General features: G+C 73.0%; 16 protein-coding genes. 3 read left to right on the top strand and 13 right to left on the bottom strand.

What is annotated here, in order from left to right:
• Window positions 1-72: 72 nt before the first annotated feature.
• From AB0D29_RS35625 to eccB, 4 genes are all read right to left on the bottom strand, one after another.
• On the bottom strand, window positions 73-384 hold the full coding sequence (locus AB0D29_RS35625) for a WXG100 family type VII secretion target (protein WP_362859970.1): 312 nt from the start codon (window positions 382-384) through the stop codon (window positions 73-75).
• Between the two features lie 49 nt (window positions 385-433).
• Window positions 434-775 carry a hypothetical protein gene (locus tag AB0D29_RS35630; protein ID WP_362804189.1) on the bottom strand — a complete coding sequence of 114 codons (342 nt, stop codon included), beginning with the start codon at window positions 773-775 and terminating at the stop codon, window positions 434-436.
• Window positions 776-990: 215 nt separating this feature from the next.
• Window positions 991-2,247: a type VII secretion-associated serine protease mycosin gene (mycP, locus tag AB0D29_RS35635; protein WP_362859971.1), complete on the bottom strand. Its 1,257-nt coding sequence runs from the start codon at window positions 2,245-2,247 to the stop codon at window positions 991-993.
• An 11-nt stretch (window positions 2,248-2,258) separates the two neighbouring features.
• Entirely contained in the window at window positions 2,259-3,842 is a 1,584-nt protein-coding gene (gene eccB / locus AB0D29_RS35640; protein WP_362859973.1) for a type VII secretion protein EccB, read from the bottom strand.
• 285 nt (window positions 3,843-4,127) lie between these two features.
• Here eccB and eccE point away from each other — a divergent pair, with 285 nt between their 5' ends.
• The 3 genes from eccE (at window position 4,128) to AB0D29_RS35655 (ending at window position 8,730) form a co-directional block, all read left to right on the top strand.
• Window positions 4,128-5,408: a type VII secretion protein EccE gene (eccE, locus tag AB0D29_RS35645; RefSeq protein ID WP_362859975.1), complete on the top strand. Its 1,281-nt coding sequence runs from the start codon at window positions 4,128-4,130 to the stop codon at window positions 5,406-5,408.
• Window positions 5,405-6,103: a hypothetical protein gene (locus tag AB0D29_RS35650; RefSeq protein WP_351288767.1), complete on the top strand. Its 699-nt coding sequence runs from the start codon at window positions 5,405-5,407 to the stop codon at window positions 6,101-6,103. The genes eccE and AB0D29_RS35650 overlap by 4 nt, the downstream gene beginning before the upstream one ends.
• A 107-nt stretch (window positions 6,104-6,210) precedes the next feature.
• Window positions 6,211-8,730, top strand: a complete 2,520-nt coding sequence (locus AB0D29_RS35655; RefSeq protein WP_362859977.1) for an SCO5717 family growth-regulating ATPase — start codon at window positions 6,211-6,213, stop codon at window positions 8,728-8,730.
• A 63-nt stretch (window positions 8,731-8,793) separates the two neighbouring features.
• Here AB0D29_RS35655 and AB0D29_RS35660 read toward each other — a convergent pair whose 3' ends face one another.
• The 9 genes from AB0D29_RS35660 to rimP all read right to left on the bottom strand — a co-directional run bounded on the left by AB0D29_RS35660 (window position 8,794) and on the right by rimP (window position 20,774).
• On the bottom strand, window positions 8,794-9,750 hold the full coding sequence (locus AB0D29_RS35660; RefSeq protein ID WP_030708683.1) for a bifunctional riboflavin kinase/FAD synthetase: 957 nt from the start codon (window positions 9,748-9,750) through the stop codon (window positions 8,794-8,796).
• Between the two features lie 128 nt (window positions 9,751-9,878).
• Entirely contained in the window at window positions 9,879-13,445 is a 3,567-nt protein-coding gene (locus tag AB0D29_RS35665; RefSeq protein ID WP_362859979.1) for a serine protease, read from the bottom strand.
• Between the two features lie 226 nt (window positions 13,446-13,671).
• A complete protein-coding gene (gene truB, locus AB0D29_RS35670) occupies window positions 13,672-14,580 on the bottom strand; it encodes a tRNA pseudouridine(55) synthase TruB (protein ID WP_362859981.1) in 909 nt (302 codons plus the stop codon).
• Complete coding sequence (rbfA, locus tag AB0D29_RS35675) at window positions 14,577-15,029, bottom strand: 30S ribosome-binding factor RbfA (RefSeq protein ID WP_281211222.1); 453 nt, start codon at window positions 15,027-15,029, stop codon at window positions 14,577-14,579. Before rbfA ends, truB begins: the two co-directional genes overlap by 4 nt.
• Window positions 15,030-15,057: 28 nt before the next feature.
• Window positions 15,058-15,351: a DUF503 domain-containing protein gene (locus tag AB0D29_RS35680; protein WP_030030358.1), complete on the bottom strand. Its 294-nt coding sequence runs from the start codon at window positions 15,349-15,351 to the stop codon at window positions 15,058-15,060.
• A 160-nt stretch (window positions 15,352-15,511) separates the two neighbouring features.
• Entirely contained in the window at window positions 15,512-18,643 is a 3,132-nt protein-coding gene (infB, locus tag AB0D29_RS35685; RefSeq protein ID WP_362859983.1) for a translation initiation factor IF-2, read from the bottom strand.
• Between the two features lie 148 nt (window positions 18,644-18,791).
• A complete protein-coding gene (locus AB0D29_RS35690; RefSeq protein WP_351288780.1) occupies window positions 18,792-19,079 on the bottom strand; it encodes a YlxR family protein in 288 nt (95 codons plus the stop codon).
• A 169-nt stretch (window positions 19,080-19,248) separates the two neighbouring features.
• Complete coding sequence (gene nusA / locus AB0D29_RS35695) at window positions 19,249-20,259, bottom strand: transcription termination factor NusA (protein WP_362859985.1); 1,011 nt, start codon at window positions 20,257-20,259, stop codon at window positions 19,249-19,251.
• Window positions 20,260-20,261: 2 nt separating this feature from the next.
• Window positions 20,262-20,774 carry a ribosome maturation factor RimP gene (rimP, locus tag AB0D29_RS35700; protein WP_362859987.1) on the bottom strand — a complete coding sequence of 171 codons (513 nt, stop codon included), beginning with the start codon at window positions 20,772-20,774 and terminating at the stop codon, window positions 20,262-20,264.
• Window positions 20,775-20,890: the final 116 nt, after the last annotated feature.

Below are 20,890 nucleotides of genomic sequence, written 5' to 3' on the forward strand. Positions count from 1 at the left end.
GAAGGGGCGCGCCCGGTGCGGGCGCGCCCCTTCGGCGCGTACGGAAACGACGTACTCGACGTGCTACCGGGCTCAGTAGGCCTCGGTGAACAGGCGCGAGGCCTTCACGTCGGTGGCGCGGTAGTCGCCCTTGCCCTGCTCGATGAGGCGGGCGACCTGCTCCAGCGTCTTCTGCATGTGGTCGGCCTTGGCCTTGTACTTCCCCTGGAGGACGACGTACTCCTTGTGCGCGTCACCGTCCCAGGTGTCGGTGACGACCTTCAGGGCCGACTCCATGTCCTTCAGGTCCTGGACGATGTGTCCGGAGACGACCCGGATGCGGTCCGCCATCTGCTGGACCGTTTCATACCGGACCTTGGTGTGTCCGTCATTGCCGCCCGACATGTTCTTCTCCTTCTCGCTGCGCTGCGGTGACTCGTGAACGACGCTGGTGTCAGATGCTGTTGAGGCCGGAGTTGTTGCCTCCGCCACTCGACTGGACAGCCTTGAACGCGGCGCGCACCTCGTCGTCCTGTGCGTTGCTGAGGTTCTTGGTCTGCGCCACCGCGTTGTGCAGGACGCCGAGCAGACGGCGGATCTCGTCGTGGTCGTCATTGACCGTGCTCTGCGCGGAGATGAACCCGGAGGCACCCACACCGGTCCAGCCGGCGCTCACCGTCGCGAGGATGTCGGCGAGCTCGCGGGCCTGCCTGGTTACGGCGTTGGCCGTCTCCTCGATCTTGTTCTTCGCCTTGACGACCGGGTCGTCTGCAAGTCCGAAGGTGTTCGTGCTCATCGAAGCTCCTCACTTCTCAATTCGCCGGCAGAACCGGCGGATTGCGTGGCGGAGCGGATCCGGCCCCGGCGCGGTTTTGAGCCACGCGCCTCGGGCCTTCCCCCTCCGCTCCACGCGATCCCCCGATCACACTCGTGAAGCCTGGTGTCACTCTAGCCAGTTCGGCGCCCAGTCCCAACACCGGTAGGCCGCTTCCGTTGATGAACTGTGACCGTTCACTGCAAACGGCGTCGGCGGCCGCGTGCATCCCGAATGACCGTCGCGGTGCCCGCGATGACGGCGATGAGGACGGCGCCGATGCCGAGAGCGTACGTCCCGAACCGCTCCTCCCGCTCCTGGGCCGTCTCGGTGAGCTGGAGCGCCGCCGCCTCGGGGGCCGCCGCCGGGGGCGGTCCGGGGTCCGGGACCGGGGCCTTGGGGACCTCTTGGTCCTGGCTGAGCGCGCGCACCGGGTCGACGATGCCCCAACCGACGTAGTCGTCATGGCCGTTGATCGAGCGCTCGGCGGTGTTCTGGATCTGCCAGACGATCTGCTCGGCGGACCAGTCCCCGTGCTCGGCGCGCAGCAGGGCGGCGACCCCGGCGACGTACGGGGCGGAGAAGCTCGTGCCGTTGTCGATGCACTGGCCGAAGCCGGGGACGGTGGACACCATGTCGACGCCGGGCGCCGCCACCCCGATGAAGTCGCCGGGCTGGGAGAACGGGGCACGCTCGTTGTTGCGGTCCGAGGCCGCGACGGCGAGCACTCCGGGGAAGGCCGCCGGGTAGGTCTTGCGCTTCTCGCCGGTCATGCCGTCGTTGCCGGCGGAGGCCACCACCACGACGTTGGCGGCGAGGGCCTTCTGGACCGACTTGCCGAGCTCGGAGTCCGGGGACAGCTGCGCGTCGGTGTCCTGGGAGATGTTGATCACTTGGGCGCCCTTGGCGACCGCGTGGTCGATCGCCTGGCTCAGCGACAGGGCGTTGCCCTTGCCCTGCCCGTCGTTCTGCCGGATCGGGATGATCGTGGACTCCGGGGCCAGGCCGACGAAGCCGGTGCCCTCCTGGGGGCGGGCCGCGATCAGCCCGGCGACCTTCGTGCCGTGGCCGACCGTGTCGGCCGTACCGTCGCCGCCCTTGGGGTCGACGAAGTCCTTGCCGGCGCCGGTGTCGAGGGCGCCGCTGATCTGCGGGTTCGCCCGGTCCACACCGGTGTCGATGACGGCGACGCGGACACTGGCGCCGTTCTTGTCCTTGCCCTTGGTCTGCACCCAGAGCTCGTCGAGCAGCAACCGCTGCAGGGCCCAGGGGCGGTCCTCGATCTGCTTCTTCATGGGGAAGGTGCACTCCCCCGCGCCGTCCAGGCGCAGGGCGTACGGAGGCTGCGGCGCGGGGGCTTCGGCCGCGGCGGCCGCGCCCGCGGCGCCGGGGACCAGGGCGAGGGCGAAGGCGGCGGCGAGGAGCGCGCTGCGGGGCGTCTGGGGCTGGGACATCGGCGGCTTCCTCACGAACCCTGGGGCTGGCGGGCGGAGTTGGTGTCCAGGCGCGGGCCCTTGGAGAGGAACTCCGACCAGGCGATGGGCACCATGGCGGGCGTGATGTTTCCGTAGCCGAGCCGGACCTGCGCCTGGCTGGCCTCGGGGCGGCCGTCGGTGCCCCCCTTCGCCTGCGGGTCGGGCGCGCCGATCTTCGACTTCTCGGCGTCGCTGTCGCCGTTGGCCTGGACGGCGTACCGCAGACCGGTGTCGGTGACCAGGAAGAGCGAGCCGCCGGCCGTGGTCTGCTTGCCCTGGACCTGCGTGTAGAGCAGCCCGGAGCCCGGGGTGACGTACGCGCTGGTGCCGCTGGCGGTGATGTCGATGGGGAAGCCGGTGCCCGCCCAGGTGCTCAGGGTCTGGTTGCCCTGGCCGTCGACGGAGCGCAGGACGTTGCAGACGGTGTCGCGGTTGTTGGAGCCGCCGCCCGTCTGGGTGCCGGCGGTCGGCGCCGTCTGGTTGATGCGGTCGGACTTCTCCTGCGGCCACTTGACGTCGGCGGCGAACGGGGTGGCGTCCGGGCTGAGCGACTGGAGGTCGACCTCGCGGGGCTTGCCGTGCATGTTGAGGCCGTCGGTCGCGGGCGCCGAGATCAGCAGCCAGGCGACGAAGTCGGAGACCGGTGCGACCTTCCCGGGGAGCACCACGTAGTGCTGCGCGCCGGAGCCGGTCTGCGCCTTGAGCACCATGCCGACCTTGTTGTCGGCGGTGACCAGGCCTTTGACGTCGGCGTTGGCGCCGGCCTTGCCGGGGAGCGGCGGGAAGGCCAGGTCGTCGCCGGAGTTGAGGGTCCCCAGCCATTCCGGGGTGACCTGCTGCGGGGTGGCGCCGGTACCGACCAGCGCGTTGGTCATCGTCCCGGCGGCGGGGGTGCCCTCCGGGAACTTGTACTTCGTCCCGGTCCAGTCGACGAGGTAGCGCTCCTTGCCCGGGCCGGTGCTCTGCACGTACAGCGACTGGGTCTCGGTGAGCCTGCGGGCGTCGTCCGTCTTGGCCGCCTCGCGGTCGGCGAGGACGAAGGTGGCGGTCTGCACGCCGCGGCCGTTGCCGCCCGGCTGCTGGCAGACGGCCCAGCGCTTGGCCTTGCCGGCGTCCTCCTTGGACGGGAGCCGGTCCGGGGCGTACTGGATGCCGATGATGGGGCCGCGCGGCGGCTTGCCCGCGTCGAGCACCTTGTCCTCGACCTGGATCACCTTGAACTTCTGGGGATCCAGCAGGAGTCGGGCGGAGGCGAGGTTCAGCACCGGGTGCAGCCGGGTCTGGTCCTTGCCGTTGACCTTCGTGGTCAGGACCACGTACCGGGTCGTCGAGTCCTTGCCGACGATGACCCGTGTCCCGGGCTCCGCCCAGCCCTTGGGCGCCGTCGGCTTGAACATGCCCCAGGCGCCGAACGCGGCGAGCACGAGCGCGCCGACGATCAGGCCCGGCAGTACCGCGCGCAGCGGGCGCGGCGCGCCCTCCTCGGTGCCCGTGGCGGATGGCTGGAGGAACGCGGCCACCGTGCGCCGCTTCGCAAAGGTGTACGCGTTGAGCTCATCACGTCGTGATGCCATGACCGCCTGTTTCTCCCCGCACGGCCCGGCCGGTGAGTACGGTCCCCGGGCCTCGATTGTCGGACCGGGCACCTACTATGCCTCTTGACCGACGGTATGCACGGGCCGGGTAGGGTGAGGCTGCCGCTCAGCGCCTCCCACACCGGGGTAATCAGGGCTTGTTGAGGTGGATTGGGGAGATTCCGGGGTCGTGCGGCAGGTGTCGCGCAGCGCCCGGACTCATGGGTTCCGGCCCTGGGGGCACCGCCCAGCGTGGCTGGGGGAGAGAGGGGAAGTGCGCGAGTGATGGCAACCGCGACGGAGCCGCAGACCGGCGCACCTGCGCCCGCACCCGCCCGCGGCGGGGTGACGCCGCAGCCGAAGTCGAGCCCCGGCCGCTTCGGTCCGTTCCGACTGCAACAGCTCGTACTGCTCCAGGTCGCGGCGGCCGCGCTGCTGGTGGCCTGGGTGGTCGAACCGATGCTGCTGGTGCCCGTCGGCGCACTGGCGCTCGTGCTGGTGGTGCTCGCGGTCGTACGCCGCCACCAGCGCTCCCTGCCGGAGTGGATCGGCGGCGCGCTCGCCCTGCGTGCGCGCCGCGGCCGTGCCGCTTCCCTCGTCGTGCCCGCGGGCACCGAGCCCGGGCTGGCCCCGCTGGTCGAGGCCGATCCGGCGCTGCGCACGCTGACGTTCAGCGACCGCGAGCGGCGTCCGGTCGGGATGATCGGCGACGGGACCTTCCTGACCGCCGTCGTCCAGGTGGACACCGACGCCACCGCGCTGCGGCCCGACCGGGCGGCGCGACCGCTGCCGCTCGGCCTCGTACGGGACATCCTCGAAGTCGACGGCATCCGGCTGGAGTCCGCCCAGCTGGTGCAGCACACCCAGCCGGCGCCGGCCCCGCACCTGCCCGCCCAGTCGATGGCCACCCGCAACTACGCGCCGCTGCAGGCCCGGACCGGGACCCCGGCGGTGCGGCTGACCTGGATCGCCCTCAAGCTCGACCCGGAGCTGTGCCCCGAGGCCGTCGCCGCGCGCGGCGGCGGGCTGGCGGGGGCGCAGCGGTGCGTGGTGCGCGCGGCCGACCAGTTGGCGAGCCGGCTGGCCGGGTCCGGGTTCACGGCCACCGTGCTGACCGAGCAGGAGCTGACGGCGGCGCTGGCCACGTCCTCGTGCGCGAACCCGATGGCGATCACCCAGGCCGGCCGGTCGGCCAGCACCGGGCGGCGCACCGAGGAGACCCCGAGGACCTGGCGCTGCGACGACCGTCGGCACACGACGTACTGGATAGGCCGCTGGCCGCAGCTGGGCGGTGCCGGAGCGGCGGCGCTGCCGCAGTTCGTGGCGCTGCTGACCTCGCTGCCCGCGCTCGCCACGAACTTCAGCCTGACGATGGCCCCGGCCGAGCGACAGGGCGTGACCCTGACCGGACACGTACGGGTGACCGGCCGCAGCGACGAGGAACTCGTCGCGGCCCGGAGGGAGTTGGAGAGGACGGCGCGGGGCGTGAAGGCCGGGCTGGTCCGGCTCGACCGTGAACAGGTACCGGGGCTGCTCGCTTCGCTGCCGCTGGGAGGGACGCGATGAGGGGCGGTTTCGGGCTGGTCGGCCCGCGACGGGAACGGCACGTGGTGCCCTCGGCGGACCTGGACGCGCTGGCGCTGCCGGTCGGGGACGACGGGGTCGTCATCGGCGTGGACGCCGAGGGGCGGCCGGCGGTGCTCGGCATCAACCGGCCGACGCCGTACGAGGTGACGCTGATCGGCGGCCTGTGGACGGCGCAGGTGCTGGCGCTGCGCGCGGCGGCCACGGGCGCGCGGGTGGCGGTGGAGACCGGGCGCGGCCAGGTGTGGTCCGGGCTGGCCCAGGCGGCGGGCGGCGGGCAGCAGTGCGTGACCCTGCACGAGGTGGGCCGGGTCCCGCCGCAGGGCGCCTCGGCCGGCAGCCCGGTGCTGGTGGTCCGCGACTGCGGGATGCGGCCGCCGCGCGGGCGCGTGGTGGCCGGGCCGTGGCAGTCGGTGCTGACCCTGCTGCCGTATCTGAGCCCCACGGCGCCGCGGTTGCTCCAGCAGTCCTCGCTGGTGGGCGTGCAGCGGGTGTCCCCGGACGAGGCGGAGCAGATCGGCCGCCTGATGCAGCTGCCGCGGCAGGCGGTGGCCTCCCTGCCGACGCTGGGCGACGGGGTGACGCTGTGGTGCACGCCACGGGACCGGCAGTTCGTGATGACCCAGGGGACGGAAGCGGAGACGGGCCTGCTCGGCGGAGCCCGGCGCATCGACTGACCACGGCCCCCTGAGGGGGGCGGACAGTGGTGTCGGGGCGCGATTAGGCTGGGTGCGGGCGCGGCGAGGTGGACGCCGGACCGGTGTTCGACAGACCAGGAGGACCAGTGAGCGGCGATCGGAACGAGAGGCGCGGCGGGACGTGGGACGTCCCGACGGACGATCAGTCCGATGCGGAGCCCGAGCTGACGGGCGAGTTCACCATCGACTACACCCCGCCGGCCTGGTACACGCAGGGCGCGGCCCCGGCCGCGCAGGTGCCGGGGCTCCCCGAGGGCAGCGGCTTCGAGCCGCACCGTCCTTCGGACGTGGAGTCTCCCTCGACGATGCGGATCGCTCCGCCGGCGCCGCGGACCCCGTCCGACGGCGCGGGCCTGCCCGTCCCGTTCCCGGCGCCCACGCCGGCCGAGACCCCGCTTCCGGGCCCGGCGCCGACCGCGTTCGAGGCATCGGCCCCGGCCCCGCTCGACGCCGTCCCGCCGTTCCCGGCGCCGGCACCCGCTCCGGCTCCGGCCCCGGCTTCTGCCGAAGCCCTTCCGCCGTACCCGGCTCCGGCTCCGATCGAGACGCCCCTTCCGGCACTGCCTCCGATCGACGCCCCGGCCCCGACCCCGGCTTCCGTCGACGCCCTTCCGCCGTACCCGGCTCCGGCTCCGGCTCCGATCGAGGCGCCTGCTCCGGTGCCTGTGGAGGCTCCCGCTCCGGCCCCGGTCGATGCCCTTCCGCCGTACCCGGCCCCGACCCCGATCGAGGCGGCGGCTCCGGCCGACGCGCTCCCGGCGTACCCGGCTCCGGTGCCCTCGTACGCGGACCCCGCCCCTGTCGAGGCTCCGGCCCCGGCCGAGGACGCCCGGCCCGCTCCCGACGCCCCGGCCCCCGTCGCGCCGTTCGGCCCTCCCGCCGAAGCGGCGCCGTCGTACGCGGCTCCCGCGCTGGAGCCGGCTCCGATCGAGGCTCCGGTCCCGGTCGAGGACGCCCGGCCCGCGCTCGACGCCCCGGCGCCGTTCGCGCCCCCCGCCCTGGACCCGGCACCTCTCGAGGCCGTGACTCCGGCTCCGGCTCCGGCCGAAGACGTTCGGCCGGCACCCGACGCGCCGGCGCCGTTCGCGGCCCCGGCGGCGCAGCCCGCCTCCGGAGGCTGGGCCGGTCCGCAGGACACCCCCGCCGACGGGGTGCCCGTGCTGCCTCCCGCCGAGCAGGCACCGGCACCGGCGCAGACCGGCGCGGAGAACCCGTTCGGGGGGCCCGCCGGTGAACTGTCTTCGCTGCCGCCCTCGTTCGCGACGCAGGACGCCTATCCGTTCCAGCCGCCGGCGCCTGCCCCGCAGCAGCCTCAGCCGCAGCCGCAGCAATACGACCCCCGTGCCGCCGGGCAGTGGCCCGTGGGACCCGGCCAGCAGCAGCAACAGCCGCCCCAGCCCCAGCCGCACGACCCGCGTTACCCGGCCGGCCCGACCGGCGGCGGGGCGCCGCTCGGCTACACCGCCGCGGTCGAGCTGTCCTCGGACCGCCTGCTGCGCAACAAGCAGAAGCCCAAGAACAACAGCAACGTCGGCGGCCGCTTCCGCTTCGGCGGCAAGGCGGCCGAAGCGGAGCGCCAGCGCAAGCTGGAGCTGATCCGCACCCCGGTCATGTCCTGCTACCGCATCGCCGTCATCAGCCTCAAGGGCGGCGTCGGCAAGACCACCACGACCACCGCGCTCGGCGCCACCCTCGCCACCGAGCGCCAGGACAAGATCCTGGCCATCGACGCGAACCCCGACGCCGGTACCCTCGGCCGCCGCGTGCGCCGCGAGACCGGTGCCACCATCCGCGACCTGGTCCAGGCGATCCCGTACCTGAACTCGTACATGGACATCCGCCGGTTCACCTCGCAGGCGCCCTCCGGTCTGGAGATCATCGCCAACGACGTGGACCCGGCCGTCTCCACGACCTTCAACGACGAGGACTACCGCCGCGTCATAGAGACGCTGGGCCGCCAGTACCCGATCATCCTCACCGACTCGGGCACCGGCCTCCTCTACTCCGCCATGCGCGGGGTCCTGGACCTGGCCGATCAGCTGATCATCATCTCGACCCCGTCCGTCGACGGCGCCAGCAGTGCGAGCACCACCCTCGACTGGCTCTCCGCGCACGGGTACGCGGACCTCGTCTCCCGCTCCCTCACCGTCATCTCGGGGGTCCGCGAGACGAGCAAGATGATCAAGATCGAGGACATCGTGCAGCACTTCGAGACCCGCTGCCGCGGTGTCGTCGTGGTGCCGTTCGACGAACACCTCGCGGCCGGCGCCGAGGTCGATCTCGACATGATGCGGCCCAAGACGCGCGAGGCGTACTTCAACCTCTCCGCGCTCGTGGCCGAGGACTTCCTGCGGGCCCAGCAGCAGGCCCCGCAGGGTCACTGGGGCGCACCGCAGCAGCCCCAGCAGTCCCAGCACCCCCACCCCCAGCAGCCGCAGCCGTACGGACAGCCCCAGGGCCAGCCCCCGTACCAGCAGCCGCCGCAGCAGCCGCAGCCCTACGGCCAGCCCTACCCGCAGCCCGGCCAGCCCTGGCAGCAGCCCCCGGCCCCGCAGCAGCAGCCGCCGCAGCCCCAGCAGCCCCCGCGCGACCCGCGCCTCGGCTGAGCGCCGACACAGCGAAGGGCCCGTACCACCCCAAGGGTGGTACGGGCCCTTCCACTTCGTCCGTCAGCGGCGCAGGTCGTACGTGTCCGTCAGCACCCGTGCCCGCTTCACGTCGTCCGCGATCGCCTCCAGCAGCCCGTCCAGCGACTCGAACCTCGCCATCCCCCGCACGTACGCGAGGAAGTCGACGGCCACGTGCTTCCCGTACAGGTCCAACCCGACCCGGTCGATCGCGTACGCCTCCACGGTCCGCTCGGTGGCGTCGAACTGCACGTTCGTCCCCACCGAGATCGCCGCCGGCATCCGCTCGCCGTCCGCCGTCAGCCAGCCCGCGTAGACCCCGTCCGCCGGGATCGCGGTGTGCGGCGCCGTCTCCACGTTCGCCGTCGGGTAGCCGAGCTCGCGCCCGCGCTGCGCACCGCGCACCACAACGCCCTCGACCCGGTGCGGGCGTCCCAGGATCTCGGCGGCGCCGTCCATGTCGCCCTCGGCCACCAGCCGGCGCGCCAGCGTCGAGGAGAACGGCACGCCGCCGCCCGCCGCGCCCCGCTCGACCAGGTCCACGACGTCGACCTCGTAGTCGTACGTGGCGCCCAGCTCGCGCAGGAAGTCGACGTTCCCGGCGGCCCGGTGGCCGAAGCGGAAGTTCGGGCCCTCGATGACGGACCGCGCGTGCAGCTTGTCGACGAGCACCTTCACGATGAAGTCGGCCGGGGACAGCTGCGAGAACTCCGCGGTGAACGGCAGGATGAGCAGCGCGTCCACGCCCAGCCCGGCCATCAGCTCGGCGCGCCGGTCGTAGGGGGCCAGGATCGGCGGGTGGCTGCCGGGGCGGACGACCTCGCTCGGGTGCGGGTCGAAGGTGACCACGACGGACGGGACGCCGAGCGCACGCGCCGTGGACACGGCCCGTCCGATGATCAGCTGATGTCCCCGGTGCACGCCGTCGTAGGAGCCGATGGTGACGACGCTGCGTCCCCAGTCCTGGGGGATGTCCTCCAAGCCACGCCAGCGCTGCACTGTGACCGCTCCTCGCCCGAACCCGGTTGGTCCTTGAACTGATTGCCGATTGCAGGTCTAAGACTGCCATGCCGGTGGCCGGTGCCCCGCATCGGCGTCGGGGTGGGGTCCGCTGCCGCGGCATATCGTCACGTCACGTCCGGCGCCGTCCTGCTGAGGGTCTCCACCGTCCGCCGTGCGCTCGGCCCCAGCAGGGCGGCGGCCTCCGCGCGCGCCTCCGCCAGCCAGCGGGCGACCAGCGCCCCGAAGGCCGGTTCGGACCGGGCCAGCTCCACCGTTCGCCGCTCGAAGACCGCGGGCCCGCCGGGGGCCCGCAGCAGCTGTCGCCCGGTGCGCCGCAGCAGTTCCCGCGTACGGGCCTCCGGGCGCCCGGAGGTTCCGGCCGCGAGCCCCGTGAGGAACGCGCCGAGGACCTGCGGATCGGCCTCCTCGCGCAGCAGTACGCCGGCCAGCTCGCCCCGCAGCGTGTACGAGCACTCCCCGCCCGGCGCGGCCAGTACGGCGGCGAGCTCCGCCCTGACCCCCACCGGGGCGTTCCGCAGCAGGTCCAGGACCAGCGGGCGCAGGACTGGATCCGCGGCCGGGCCCTGTTCGAGCCGCCGGTCCACGAAGACGGCGGCGTGCGGTGCGTCCCCGGGCCGCCGCGCGAGGTGTTCCCGTACGAGGTCACCCGCGCGGCGGGCCAGCCCCGGCGTGGTCAGCGCGGCCAGGGCGCGCACCACCTCCCCGTCGGCCCGGGCCCGCAGGGCGGCGAACACCGCGTCCGGGTCGGGCAGTACGGGCAGCGCCGCGACCAGCGCCGCAGCGGGCAGCCGGGATCCGTGCTCGGGGTCGCGGAAGCAGGCGAGGGCCTCGGGCAGGTAGCGGCCGCGCACCTGCGGGTCGCGCAGCAGCACGGCGAGGGCGCTGCCGTGCAGGGTGGCGTCCGCGGGCCGGGCGAGCAGCGCCTGGGCGGCGTAGCGCAGCAGGTCGCGGTCGGCGGGGGTGCGCACGTGCGGGGCGGTGGCGAGCCCGTAGGCGGCGGCCGCGACCCGTCGCCCGGGCCGTTCGTCGTGCGCCCACCGGTCCACGGCCCGGGACATCGCGGAAGGCTCCTCCTCGGCGAGTACGGCCAGCAGCTCGTCGGCGCGGGGGTGCGCGGCGGTGACGAGCGCCTCGGTGAGGTCGTCCACGGCGAGGCGGCGGTGGGTGTGCAGCAGGGCCTGCGCGGCGGTGGCGACGGTGGCCCCGGGCCGGCCGCGCAGCCGGCGGCCGTCGGCGAACCAGGCGCAGAGCAGCGGCTGCGCGCGCTGCGGGTCCCGGGCGAGGCGGCGGGCCGCGGCGTCGAGGTAGCGGTCGCCGGGGACCGCCTCGGCGGGGTCGGCGGGCAGCAGGCGGCGCAGCAGGTCGAGGCGGTCGGGCTCGGGCAGCCGGAGCCGGTTCCAGAACCAGCCGCCGAACTCCCCCGGGCCGGCGCGGGCCACGTGCTCGGCGAGGGCGTGCAGGACGGGCAGGTGGGGGTGCGCGTCGGGGGCCCGGAGCAGGCTCTCGCGCAGCAGCCGGGTGGCCCACCAGACGCGGTCCGGGTCGGCCTGCGCCACTTCCTCGGCGAAGCCGTTCAGGGCGTGCACCAGCCGGGTGAGCTCGTGGCGCAGCTGGTCCGGGGCGAGTCTGCGCAGGGCCTCCAGGACGGGGCCGATCCGGTGCCGGGGCACGGAGGGGCCCGGCCCGGCGGGCCCGTGCACGAGGAAGCCGAGGGCCGTCGGGACGTCGAGGTGGCCTGCCTGGATCCAGTCGGACAGCTCCTCGTGGGCGAAGCGGTAGCCGGCCCCGGCGGGCACCAGCAGGCCCTCGGTGAGCACGGCGGAGGCCCAGCCGGTGCGCCACGGGAACAGCTCCTCGAAGGAGGCCCGGTCCAGTTGTCCCTGCCCGGGCCCCAGGCAGCGGCGCGCGGCCTCGTGGACGCTGCCGGCGATGCGCGCCGCGAGCCGGCGGACCCCGGGGCCGTGCACCCTGGCTCCGCCGGCGTCGGCGCGGGCCGCGGCGGTGCGGAGGGCTGTGCGCAGGCACAGCAGGTCCAGGTGGGCGGCGAAGATCTCGTCCCGGCCGGGGCGGCCGGCGGTGACCCCGGCGGCGCGGAGGTCGGCCAGCAGGCTGAGCGTGAGCGGGTGGCGGGCGTCCACCGGGCGGACGGCGTCGGCGGGGATGCCGAGCCGGTCCCGGACCGTCTCGGCCTCGGCGGGGGTGAGGTCGCCGATCGGGAGCGCGGGCGGCAGTCGGCGGGCCGGGCGGGGCGGGGTGTGCAGCGCGTCGGGCGGGTAGAGGGAGCCGGCCCGCTCCCAGTACTCGGGCCGGGCGGCGACCACGAGTCGGGCGCCGGTTCCGCGCAGCCAGGCGGTGGTGGCCTCGGTCCAGGGCCCGAGGCGGTGGGCGAGTTCCGGCGGCATCTCCTCGGGGGCGTCGAGCACCACGAGCAGGGGCCGTCCGGCGCGGGCTGCGACGTGGGCGAGGTGTGTGGCCGGGTCGGAGCCGGTTTCGGCGGGGCCGGGCGCGGTGGGGGTGGCTCCGGCGGAGCCGGGCGCGGTGGGGGTGGCTCCCGCGGAGCCGGGCACGCCTGTTGCCCTGCCGGGCGGGGTGGGGGCGGTTCCGGCGGAGCCGGGCGCGCGCCGGGACGTCTCCTCGGACGCCGAACGTGGCGGGGGGTCGGAGAGCGGAGCCCCGATGCGTTCGGCGCCCTGCGGGGATCGCCCCGACACACACCCGACCCCGCCGGAACCGCCCCGGGGGTCGGAGAGCGCCTGCGAAGATCCGGTCCCGTCGGAATCGGCGATGCGGGCGGCCCTGGTCAGTGCGCGCGTCAGGGCGTCGGACAGGGAGGTGTCGGTGGGGTGGAGGTCGGCGCCTCGGAGCCAGAGGGTCGGGGCGGGGCGGGGGCCGTGGGCTCGGCGTGCGGCCAGGGCCGCGAGTGTGGTGGTGCGGCCCGTGCCGGGGGCTCCGACCAGGCCCAGGACCGGGCTGTCGCCCTCCGTGAATTCCGTCAGTGCGGAGGTGATCCGCGGTCGTTCCACCGGTTCGGGGGAGGGCGGTTCCAGGGTGGTCGCCGTGAGTTCCAGCGCCCCGGCGAGGTTCAGATCGGGGCCGTGGCCCGGCACGGTGGCGGCGTTGCGCTCCAGCAGGGCGGCCAGCGGGCCGGAGGGGTCGGCGGCGGCGGCCGTGCGGAGGGCCACCGCGAAGGGGGCCGAGCGGTGTTCCGCGGGGAGAGCGGTGCCCAGGACCGCGAGCACCGCTCCGGTCGCGGCGTCGAGGACCGGGCCCCCGCAGGCCTCCCCGCCGAGCAGCAGCGCGTCCCGGCCGTCCGTGCCGATCGCCAGCTCCACCGCCGGGTAGCCGGCCTGCGCGCCGCCCAGCACCCGCGCCTGGCGCCAGCCGCGCGCGGGCAGCCGTACGTACGTCCCGGGATCGATCGCCTCGCGCATCGCCACCGGCAGCGGCCGCATGCCGAGCCCGTCGGTCCGTACGAGCGCCAGCGCCAGCCCCGGCAGCGCGGTCACGTCGGCCGCCTCGGCCAGCCAGGTCCGTCCGGGGCCGTGCAGGAGCACCCGGGTCAGTCCGGCGACGGCCTCGTGGCTGGTGACCACCGTGCCGCTGTCGTCGGCGACGAATCCACTGCCGCGCACCCGCCCGGCGGGATCGCTGATCTTGACGAGCTCCGCCATGGCCGCACCACTCCCCCGCAACGCCCCGTGGTCACGACGGTAGGCAGGTGAAGATCAGCACGAAAAGCACGCGAGGCGAACGCGCCCCCTTACGCTCCCTCCATTCACTCCGAGCGCCTGCTCGGACGGGTGAATACGGGGCTCCGGGTGGATAGAGACCTACCCGAGGGGGGTCGTGGAGCGGTGAGCAGCAGTCCATGTGCGCTCACCGCTCCACGTCAAAGGATCAGACGAAGACCGCGAGGGACTTCGCCTTCCCGTTCTTGCTCTCGACGAGGCCGAGCAGCCCGCCCTGCGGTCCGAAGACCGCGACGGTGCGGCCGGCCTCGTACTCCTCCGGCATGTCGATCCGCACGCCGTTGGCGAGCAGCGAGGCCCGCCGGGCGTCCAGGTCCCAGCGCGGGAAGGCCGCGGCGGCCGCCTCGCCGATGGGCATGACGGTCAGCTCCTCCTGGAGCTGGTCCAGGGTCCGTGCCCGGTCGAGCTTGTACGGGCCCACCCGGGTGCGCCGCAGTGCGGTCAGGTGCCCGCCGACGCCGAGGTCGGCGCCCAGGTCGCGGGCGAGGGCGCGGATGTACGTACCGCTGGAGCAGACGACGGAGACGACGAGGTCGACGACCTTGGTGCCGTCCTCGGCCTCCGCCTCCCGCATGTCGTACACCTGGAAGGAGGAGACGGTCACCGGGCGGGCCGGGATCTCGAAGTCCTCGCCGTCCCGCGCGCGCTTGTAGGAGCGCACGCCCTTGATCTTGATGGCGCTGACCTTGGACGGGACCTGCATGATCTCGCCGGACAGCTTGGCGATGCCCGCGTCCACGGCGTCCCGGGTGACCCCGGTGGCGTCCGTGGAGGAGGTGATCTCGCCTTCGGCGTCGTCCGTCAGGGTGTTCTGGCCCAGCCGGATGGTGCCGAGGTACTCCTTCTCCGTGAGCGCGAGGTGGCCGAGGAGCTTGGTGGCCTTCTCCACGCCCAGGACCAGCACGCCCGTCGCCATCGGGTCGAGCGTGCCGGCGTGGCCGACGCGGCGGGTCTTGGCGATCCCGCGCATCTTGGCGACCACGTCGTGCGAAGTGAAGCCGGACGGCTTGTCGACGATGACAAGGCCGTCCGGAGTCTTCCCTGCGTTGGTGCTCATTCCGCGGCTGCGTCCTCGTCGTCCTCGTCGCCCGGCTTCTTGTACGGGTCGGCGTCGCCGGCGTACTTCGCGCCGGAGGAGACCTCGCGCACCTGGGCGTCGGAGGTGCGCGCCTTCTCGAGGAGGTCCTCGATGGTCTTGGCGTTCTCCGGGAGGGCGTCCGCGACGAAGGTCAGGGTGGGCGTGAACTTGGTGCCCGCCGCCCGGCCGACCGCGGAGCGCAGGACGCCCTTGGCGCTCTCCAGGCCCGCTGCCGCGCTGGCGCGGTCCTCGTCGTCGCCGTAGACCGTGTAGAAGACCGTGGCCTCCCGCAGGTCGCCGGTGACCCTGGTGTCCGTGATGGTCACGTGCGTACCGAGGCGGGGGTCCTTGACACCACGCTGCAGCTTCTCCGCCACCACCTCCCGGATGAGGTCCGCCAGCTTCTTCGCCCGCGCATTGTCGGCCACTGGTCCGTCTCCTTCTTATGTCTTGCTGTCAGTCTTCATCACCGTGGAACCGCCGTCGTACGGACAGCAGCTCCACTTCCGGACGTGCCGCGACCAGCCGCTCGCAGCGGTCCAGTACATCCGAGAGGAACCCCGCGTCCCCGCTCACCAGAGCGACCCCTATACGGGCCCTGCGGTGCAGGTCCTGGTCGCCCACTTCAGCCGCGCTCACGGAGAACTTGCGTTGGAGCTCGGCCACGATGGGCCGGACGACGGAGCGTTTCTCCTTCAGCGAGTGGACGTCGCCGAGGAGCAGATCGAAGGACAGAGTCCCCACGTACATGCAGTTCCGGATATCCCGCCGGTGCGGGTTCGGTGGCCTGCCGGCCGTCGCTCGGCAGGGTCACCAGAACCGTACACGCAACGGCCGGGGCCGATCGACGGATATTCCGCCGACCGGCCCCGGTGTTACGAGTTACGACACGGTGCGAACCGCCTCGCGCTTACGCGCGGGGCTTCTCGCGCATCTCGTACGTCGCGATGACGTCGTCGATCTTGATGTCGTTGTAGCTGCCGAGGTTGATACCGCCCTCGAAGCCTTCGCGAATCTCGGTGACGTCGTCCTTGAAGCGGCGCAGACCGGAGATGGTGAGGTTCTCGGCGATGACCTTGCCATCGCGCAGGAGCCGCGCCTTGGTGTTGCGCTTGACCTCGCCGGACCGGATGAGGACACCGGCGATGTTGCCCAGCTTGGACGATCGGAAGATCTCGCGGACCTCCGCCGTACCGAGCTCGACCTCTTCGTACTCCGGCTTGAGGAGACCCTTCAGGGCCGCCTCGATCTCCTCGATGGCCTGGTAGATCACCGAGTAGTAGCGAACGTCGACGCCCTCGCGGTCCGCCATCTGCGCGGCACGGCCGGCCGCACGGACGTTGTAACCGATGACGATGGCGTCGGAGCCCATCGCCAGCGAGATGTCGGACTCGGTGACCGCACCCACACCGCGGTGCAGGACCCGGATGTCGACCTCTTCACCGACGTCGAGCTGGAGCAGCGAGGACTCGAGAGCCTCGACCGCACCGGACGCGTCGCCCTTGATGATGAGGTTGAGTTCCTGGACCAGACCGGCCTTGAGCACGGAGTCGAGGTCCTCGAGGGACACGCGACGGACGCGCTTGGCGAAGTTGGCGTTGCGCTCACGCGCAGCACGCTTCTCGGCGATCTGACGGGCCGTACGGTCCTCGTCGACGACGAGGAAGTTGTCGCCGGCGCCGGGGACGTTGGTGAGACCCAGGACCAGGACGGGGGTCGACGGACCCGCTTCCTCGACGTTGTTGCCCTTGTCGTCGAGCATGGCGCGCACTCGGCCGTAGGCGTCGCCCACGACCATCGTGTCGCCGACGCGGAGGGTACCGCGCTGGACGAGGACGGTGGCGACGGCACCGCGGCCGCGGTCGAGGTGGGACTCGATCGCAATACCCTGAGCGTCCTGCTCCGGGTTGGCGCGGAGGTCGAGCGAGGCGTCGGCGGTGAGGACGACGGCCTCGAGCAGGGAGTCGATGTGCAGACCCTGCTTGGCGGAGATGTCGACGAACATCGTGTCGCCGCCGTACTCCTCGGCGACCAGACCGAACTCGGTGAGCTGACCGCGCACCTTGACCGGGTCGGCACCCTCGACGTCGATCTTGTTGACCGCGACGACGATCGGGACGCCGGCGGCCTTGGCGTGGTTGAGCGCCTCGATCGTCTGCGGCATGACGCCGTCGTTGGCCGCGACCACGAGGATCGCGATGTCGGTCGACTTCGCACCACGGGCACGCATGGCGGTGAACGCCTCGTGACCCGGGGTGTCGATGAAGGTGATCTTGCGGTCTTCGTCGTTGACCTGGGTGGTGACCTGGTACGCACCGATGTGCTGCGTGATGCCGCCGGCCTCGCCCGCAACGACGTTCGTCTTGCGGATGGCGTCGAGCAGTCGGGTCTTACCGTGGTCGACGTGACCCATGACGGTCACGACCGGCGGACGCGGCATGAGGTATTCCTCGCCGCCCTCGTCCTCGCCGAACTCGATGTCGAAGCCCTCGAGGAGCTCGCGGTCCTCTTCCTCCGGGCTGACGATCTGGACGACGTAGTTCATCTCGCCGGCCAGCATCTCGAGCGTCTCGTCGGAGACGGACTGCGTGGCAGTGACCATCTCGCCGAGGTTCATCATCACGGCGACGAGCGACGCCGGGTTGGCGTTGATCTTCTCCGCGAAGTCGGTGAGGGACGCACCGCGCGACAGGCGAACGGTCTCGCCGCCACCGCGGGGCAGCATCACGCCGCCGACGGACGGGGCCTGCATGGCCTCGTACTCCTGGCGCCTCTGACGCTTGGACTTGCGACCACGACGGGCCGGACCACCGGGACGGCCGAAGGCACCCTGCGTGCCACCACGGGCACCGGGACCGCCGGGACGACCACCGAAGCCGGGACGACCGCCGCCACCGGCACCGGCCGGACCGCCACCGAAGCCGCCGCCACCGGGACGGGGGCCACCGAAGCCGCCACCGCCGCCGGGACGCGAGCCCGGACCGGCCGGACGGCCGGCGAAGCCGCCGCCCGCGGGACGACCGGCGCCGCCACCGGGACGGGCACCGCCCGCACCGGGACCACGGCCACCGGGGCCGCCACCGGGACGGGGACCGGGACCACCGGCAGCGGGACGCTGCGGCATCATGCCCGGGTTCGGACGGTTACCACCGGGGGCACCACCCGGACGCGGGGCGCCGGCCTGCGGACGCGGCATGCCGCCCGGGGTCGGACGGGCGCCGCCGGGACCCTGCGGACGCGGGGCGCCGCCGGGGCCGCCCTGCGGGCGGGGAGCACCCTGGCCGCCACCGGCGCCGGGGGCACCGGGACGGGGAGCGCCGGCCGGACGGGGCGCCTGCGGGCGCGCCATGCCGGTGGAGCCACCAGAGGTGAAGGGGTTGTTGCCCGGACGGGGACCGGCCGGACGGGCGCCCTGGGGACGCGGGGCCGAGGAGCCGGGTGCACCGGCGGGCCGCTGACCCTGGCCACCGGGGGTGGCGCCGGCCGGGCGCGGGGCGCCGGGACGGGCGCCGGCCTGGCCACCCTGGGCCGGACGCTGCTGCGCCGGACGGGGACCGGGAGCCGCGGCGGCGGGACGCTCGGTGCGCGCCGGGGCGGCCGGAGCCGCCGGAGGCGCGGAGAACTCGGTCGCCACGGGCGCCGCCGGAGCGGGCTTCGGGGCGGCCGGAGCCTTCGGACCAGGACGCGGGCCGGAGGCGGCCGGAGTCACCGGGGCGGGCGCTGCGGCGGCCGGAGCCTCCGCGACGACCGGCTTGGGGGCCGGTGCGCCGGGCTTCGGCGCAGCGGGACGTGCAACGGCACCCGGGGTCGGAGCCCCGGGCTTGGCGGGCGCCGCCTTGCGGGGCGCACCAGGCTTGGCAGCGGACTTGCCGGCGTTGCCGCCGGGCCCCTGCAGTGCATCGGTCAACTTGCGCACAACCGGCGCCTCGATCGTCGAGGACGCCGAACGGACGAACTCACCGAGTTCCTGGAGCTTGGCCATGACGACCTTGCTCTCAACTCCGAACTCCTTGGCGAGTTCGTATACCCGGACCTTAGCCACTTCGCTCCTTTTAGGTCCGGGTTACGCCGGACCGTTGCTACTTCATGGGCGTACTCATCGCGTACTCATCGAGTGCTCATCGCAATCTCGACCTACTTCCAACTCGCGAGGTACCTGACCGCACGGGGTATCCGTGCCGTTCTACGTCTTACGGTGTGGCCCCGGCCTCGTCGACCAGGGCTTTGCGCAGTTCCGCCGTGTCGAGTGCTCCGGCGGACCGAAGGGCCCGGGGGAACGCTCGGCGGCGGACCGCCTGGTCGAGGCAGACCACGGCGGGGTGCACATAGGCACCCCGGCCGGGCAGCGTACCGCGAGGATCGGGGACGCATTCGTCCTCGATCGCCACGATCCGCAGCAGATCGCTCTTGGCCGCTCGCTCCCGACACCCCACACAGGTGCGTTCGGGGCATGCGCGGGCTTGCGTCCGGCCAGACACGCCTAAGTCTACCTCCCCGCACCGACCTCTCTCCCGACAAGTGACGGGCGAAAAATCGAACGGCTGTTGTGTTGTCTTGATCCGCTGCTTCCGCAGCGGCCGTACGGCGCCGCCTCGGCGGCATCCGTAGGCCCTGTCTACCGCCCGGGTAGCCCCGGCCGGTACCGGTTTATTCCCCGTCCCGGTCCCGGTCGGTGTCCGGGGACACCTCGGTGTCGGGGCGGATGTCGATGCGCCAGCCGGTGAGCCGCGCGGCGAGGCGGGCGTTCTGGCCCTCCTTGCCGATGGCCAGCGACAGCTGGTAGTCCGGCACGGTCACCCGGGCGGACCGGGTGTCCCAGTCGACGACCTCGACCTTGCTCACCCGGGCGGGTGACAGCGCGTTCGCGACCATCTCCGCCGGGTCGTCCGACCAGTCGACGATGTCGATCTTCTCACCGTGCAGCTCGGCCATCACGTTGCGCACGCGGCTGCCCATCGGGCCGATGCAGGCGCCCTTGGGGTTCAGGCCCGAGCGGGTGGACCGTACGGCGATCTTGGTGCGGTGACCGGCCTCACGTGCGATCGCCGAGATCTCGACGCTTCCGTCGGCGATCTCCGGGACCTCCAGCGAGAAGAGCTTCTTCACCAGGTTGGGGTGGGTGCGCGACAGGGTCACGGACGGACCGCGGACACCCTTCGCCACCCGCACGACGTACGCCTTCAGGCGCAGACCGTGCGTGTAGTCCTCACCGGGGACCTGCTCCTGCACCGGCAGGATGGCCTCCAGCTTGCCGATGTCGACGAGGACGTTCTTCGGGTCCTTGCCCTGCTGCACCACGCCGGTGATGACGTCGCCCTCACGGCCGGCGAACTCGCCGAAGGTCAGGTCGTCCTCGGCGTCGCGCAGACGCTGCAGGATCACCTGCTTGGCGGTCGTCGCGGCGATCCGGCCGAAGTCCGACGGGGTGTCGTCGAACTCCTTGGGCTCCTGGCCCTCTTCGAGATCCCTCGGGTCTTCCGTCGCCCACACGACCACGTGACCGTTGGTGCGGTCCAGCACGACGCGTGCGCGGCGGAAGCTCCCCTCGGTCCGGTGGTACGCGATGAGGAGGGCCGACTCGATCGCCTCGACGAGCAGGTCGAAGGAGATCTCCTTCTCCCGGACCAGACCCCGCAGGGCACTCATGTCGATGTCCACGGCTACGCCTCCTCTTCCTTCTTGTCCTTGCGGTTGAACTCGATCTCGACACGCGCCTTGGCGATGTCGGTGAAAGCAATACGGCGGGCGGTCGCCTTGCGGCCCTTCACGCCCGGGACTTCGAGGTCAAGTCCCTCGTCGTCGACGTCGAGGATGCGGGCGACCAGTTCCCCGGCAGCCTTGTCGCCCTCGGCGGACAGCTGGAACTTCACGAGACGGCCGATGGCCCGTACGTAGTGACGGTGCTCGGTCAGCGGGCGGTCGGCGCCCGGCGAGCTCACTTCGAGGACGTACTCGTCCTCACCCATCACATCGGTTTCGTCGAGCTTGTCGGAGACCTCGCGACTCAGCTCGGCACACGCGTCCAGCTCCACGCCCTCGTCGGAGTCCACGATGATCCGCAGCATCCGGCGCTTGCCCGCCCGCGACATCTCGATCTCTTCGAGGTCCAGGCCCTTGGCGGCGACGAGCGGCTCCAGCAGTCCGCGCAGCCTGTCGCTCTGGGTGGTGCTCATCCGGGTGACTCCTCGGCCGCGTGTGCTGTTGTGATTTCCGTCGTGTGTCAGGTCAAAGGGTATCCGGTGTCGGAGGGTGTTGCCGTCCGCCCTGTGGACGGGGCCCCGGGTACCGT

Source organism: Streptomyces sp. NPDC048424 (assembly GCF_040651555.1).
In the GTDB taxonomy this organism is placed as follows: Bacteria; Actinomycetota; Actinomycetes; order Streptomycetales; family Streptomycetaceae; genus Streptomyces.

What these genes read in the sequence shown, in the direction of transcription:
- AB0D29_RS35625 (WP_362859970.1), bottom strand. Translation starts at nt 384, where the DNA reads ATGTCGGGCGGCAATGACGGACACACCAAGGTCCGGTATGAAACGGTC.
- AB0D29_RS35630 (WP_362804189.1), bottom strand. Translation starts at nt 775, where the DNA reads ATGAGCACGAACACCTTCGGACTTGCAGACGACCCGGTCGTCAAGGCG.
- mycP (WP_362859971.1), bottom strand. Translation starts at nt 2,247, where the DNA reads ATGTCCCAGCCCCAGACGCCCCGCAGCGCGCTCCTCGCCGCCGCCTTC.
- eccB (WP_362859973.1), bottom strand. Translation starts at nt 3,842, where the DNA reads ATGGCATCACGACGTGATGAGCTCAACGCGTACACCTTTGCGAAGCGG.
- eccE (WP_362859975.1), top strand. Translation starts at nt 4,128, where the DNA reads ATGGCAACCGCGACGGAGCCGCAGACCGGCGCACCTGCGCCCGCACCC.
- AB0D29_RS35650 (WP_351288767.1), top strand. Translation starts at nt 5,405, where the DNA reads ATGAGGGGCGGTTTCGGGCTGGTCGGCCCGCGACGGGAACGGCACGTG.
- AB0D29_RS35665 (WP_362859979.1), bottom strand. Translation starts at nt 13,445, where the DNA reads ATGGCGGAGCTCGTCAAGATCAGCGATCCCGCCGGGCGGGTGCGCGGC.
- truB (WP_362859981.1), bottom strand. Translation starts at nt 14,580, where the DNA reads ATGAGCACCAACGCAGGGAAGACTCCGGACGGCCTTGTCATCGTCGAC.
- AB0D29_RS35680 (WP_030030358.1), bottom strand. Translation starts at nt 15,351, where the DNA reads ATGTACGTGGGGACTCTGTCCTTCGATCTGCTCCTCGGCGACGTCCAC.
- rimP (WP_362859987.1), bottom strand. Translation starts at nt 20,774, where the DNA reads ATGAGCACCACCCAGAGCGACAGGCTGCGCGGACTGCTGGAGCCGCTC.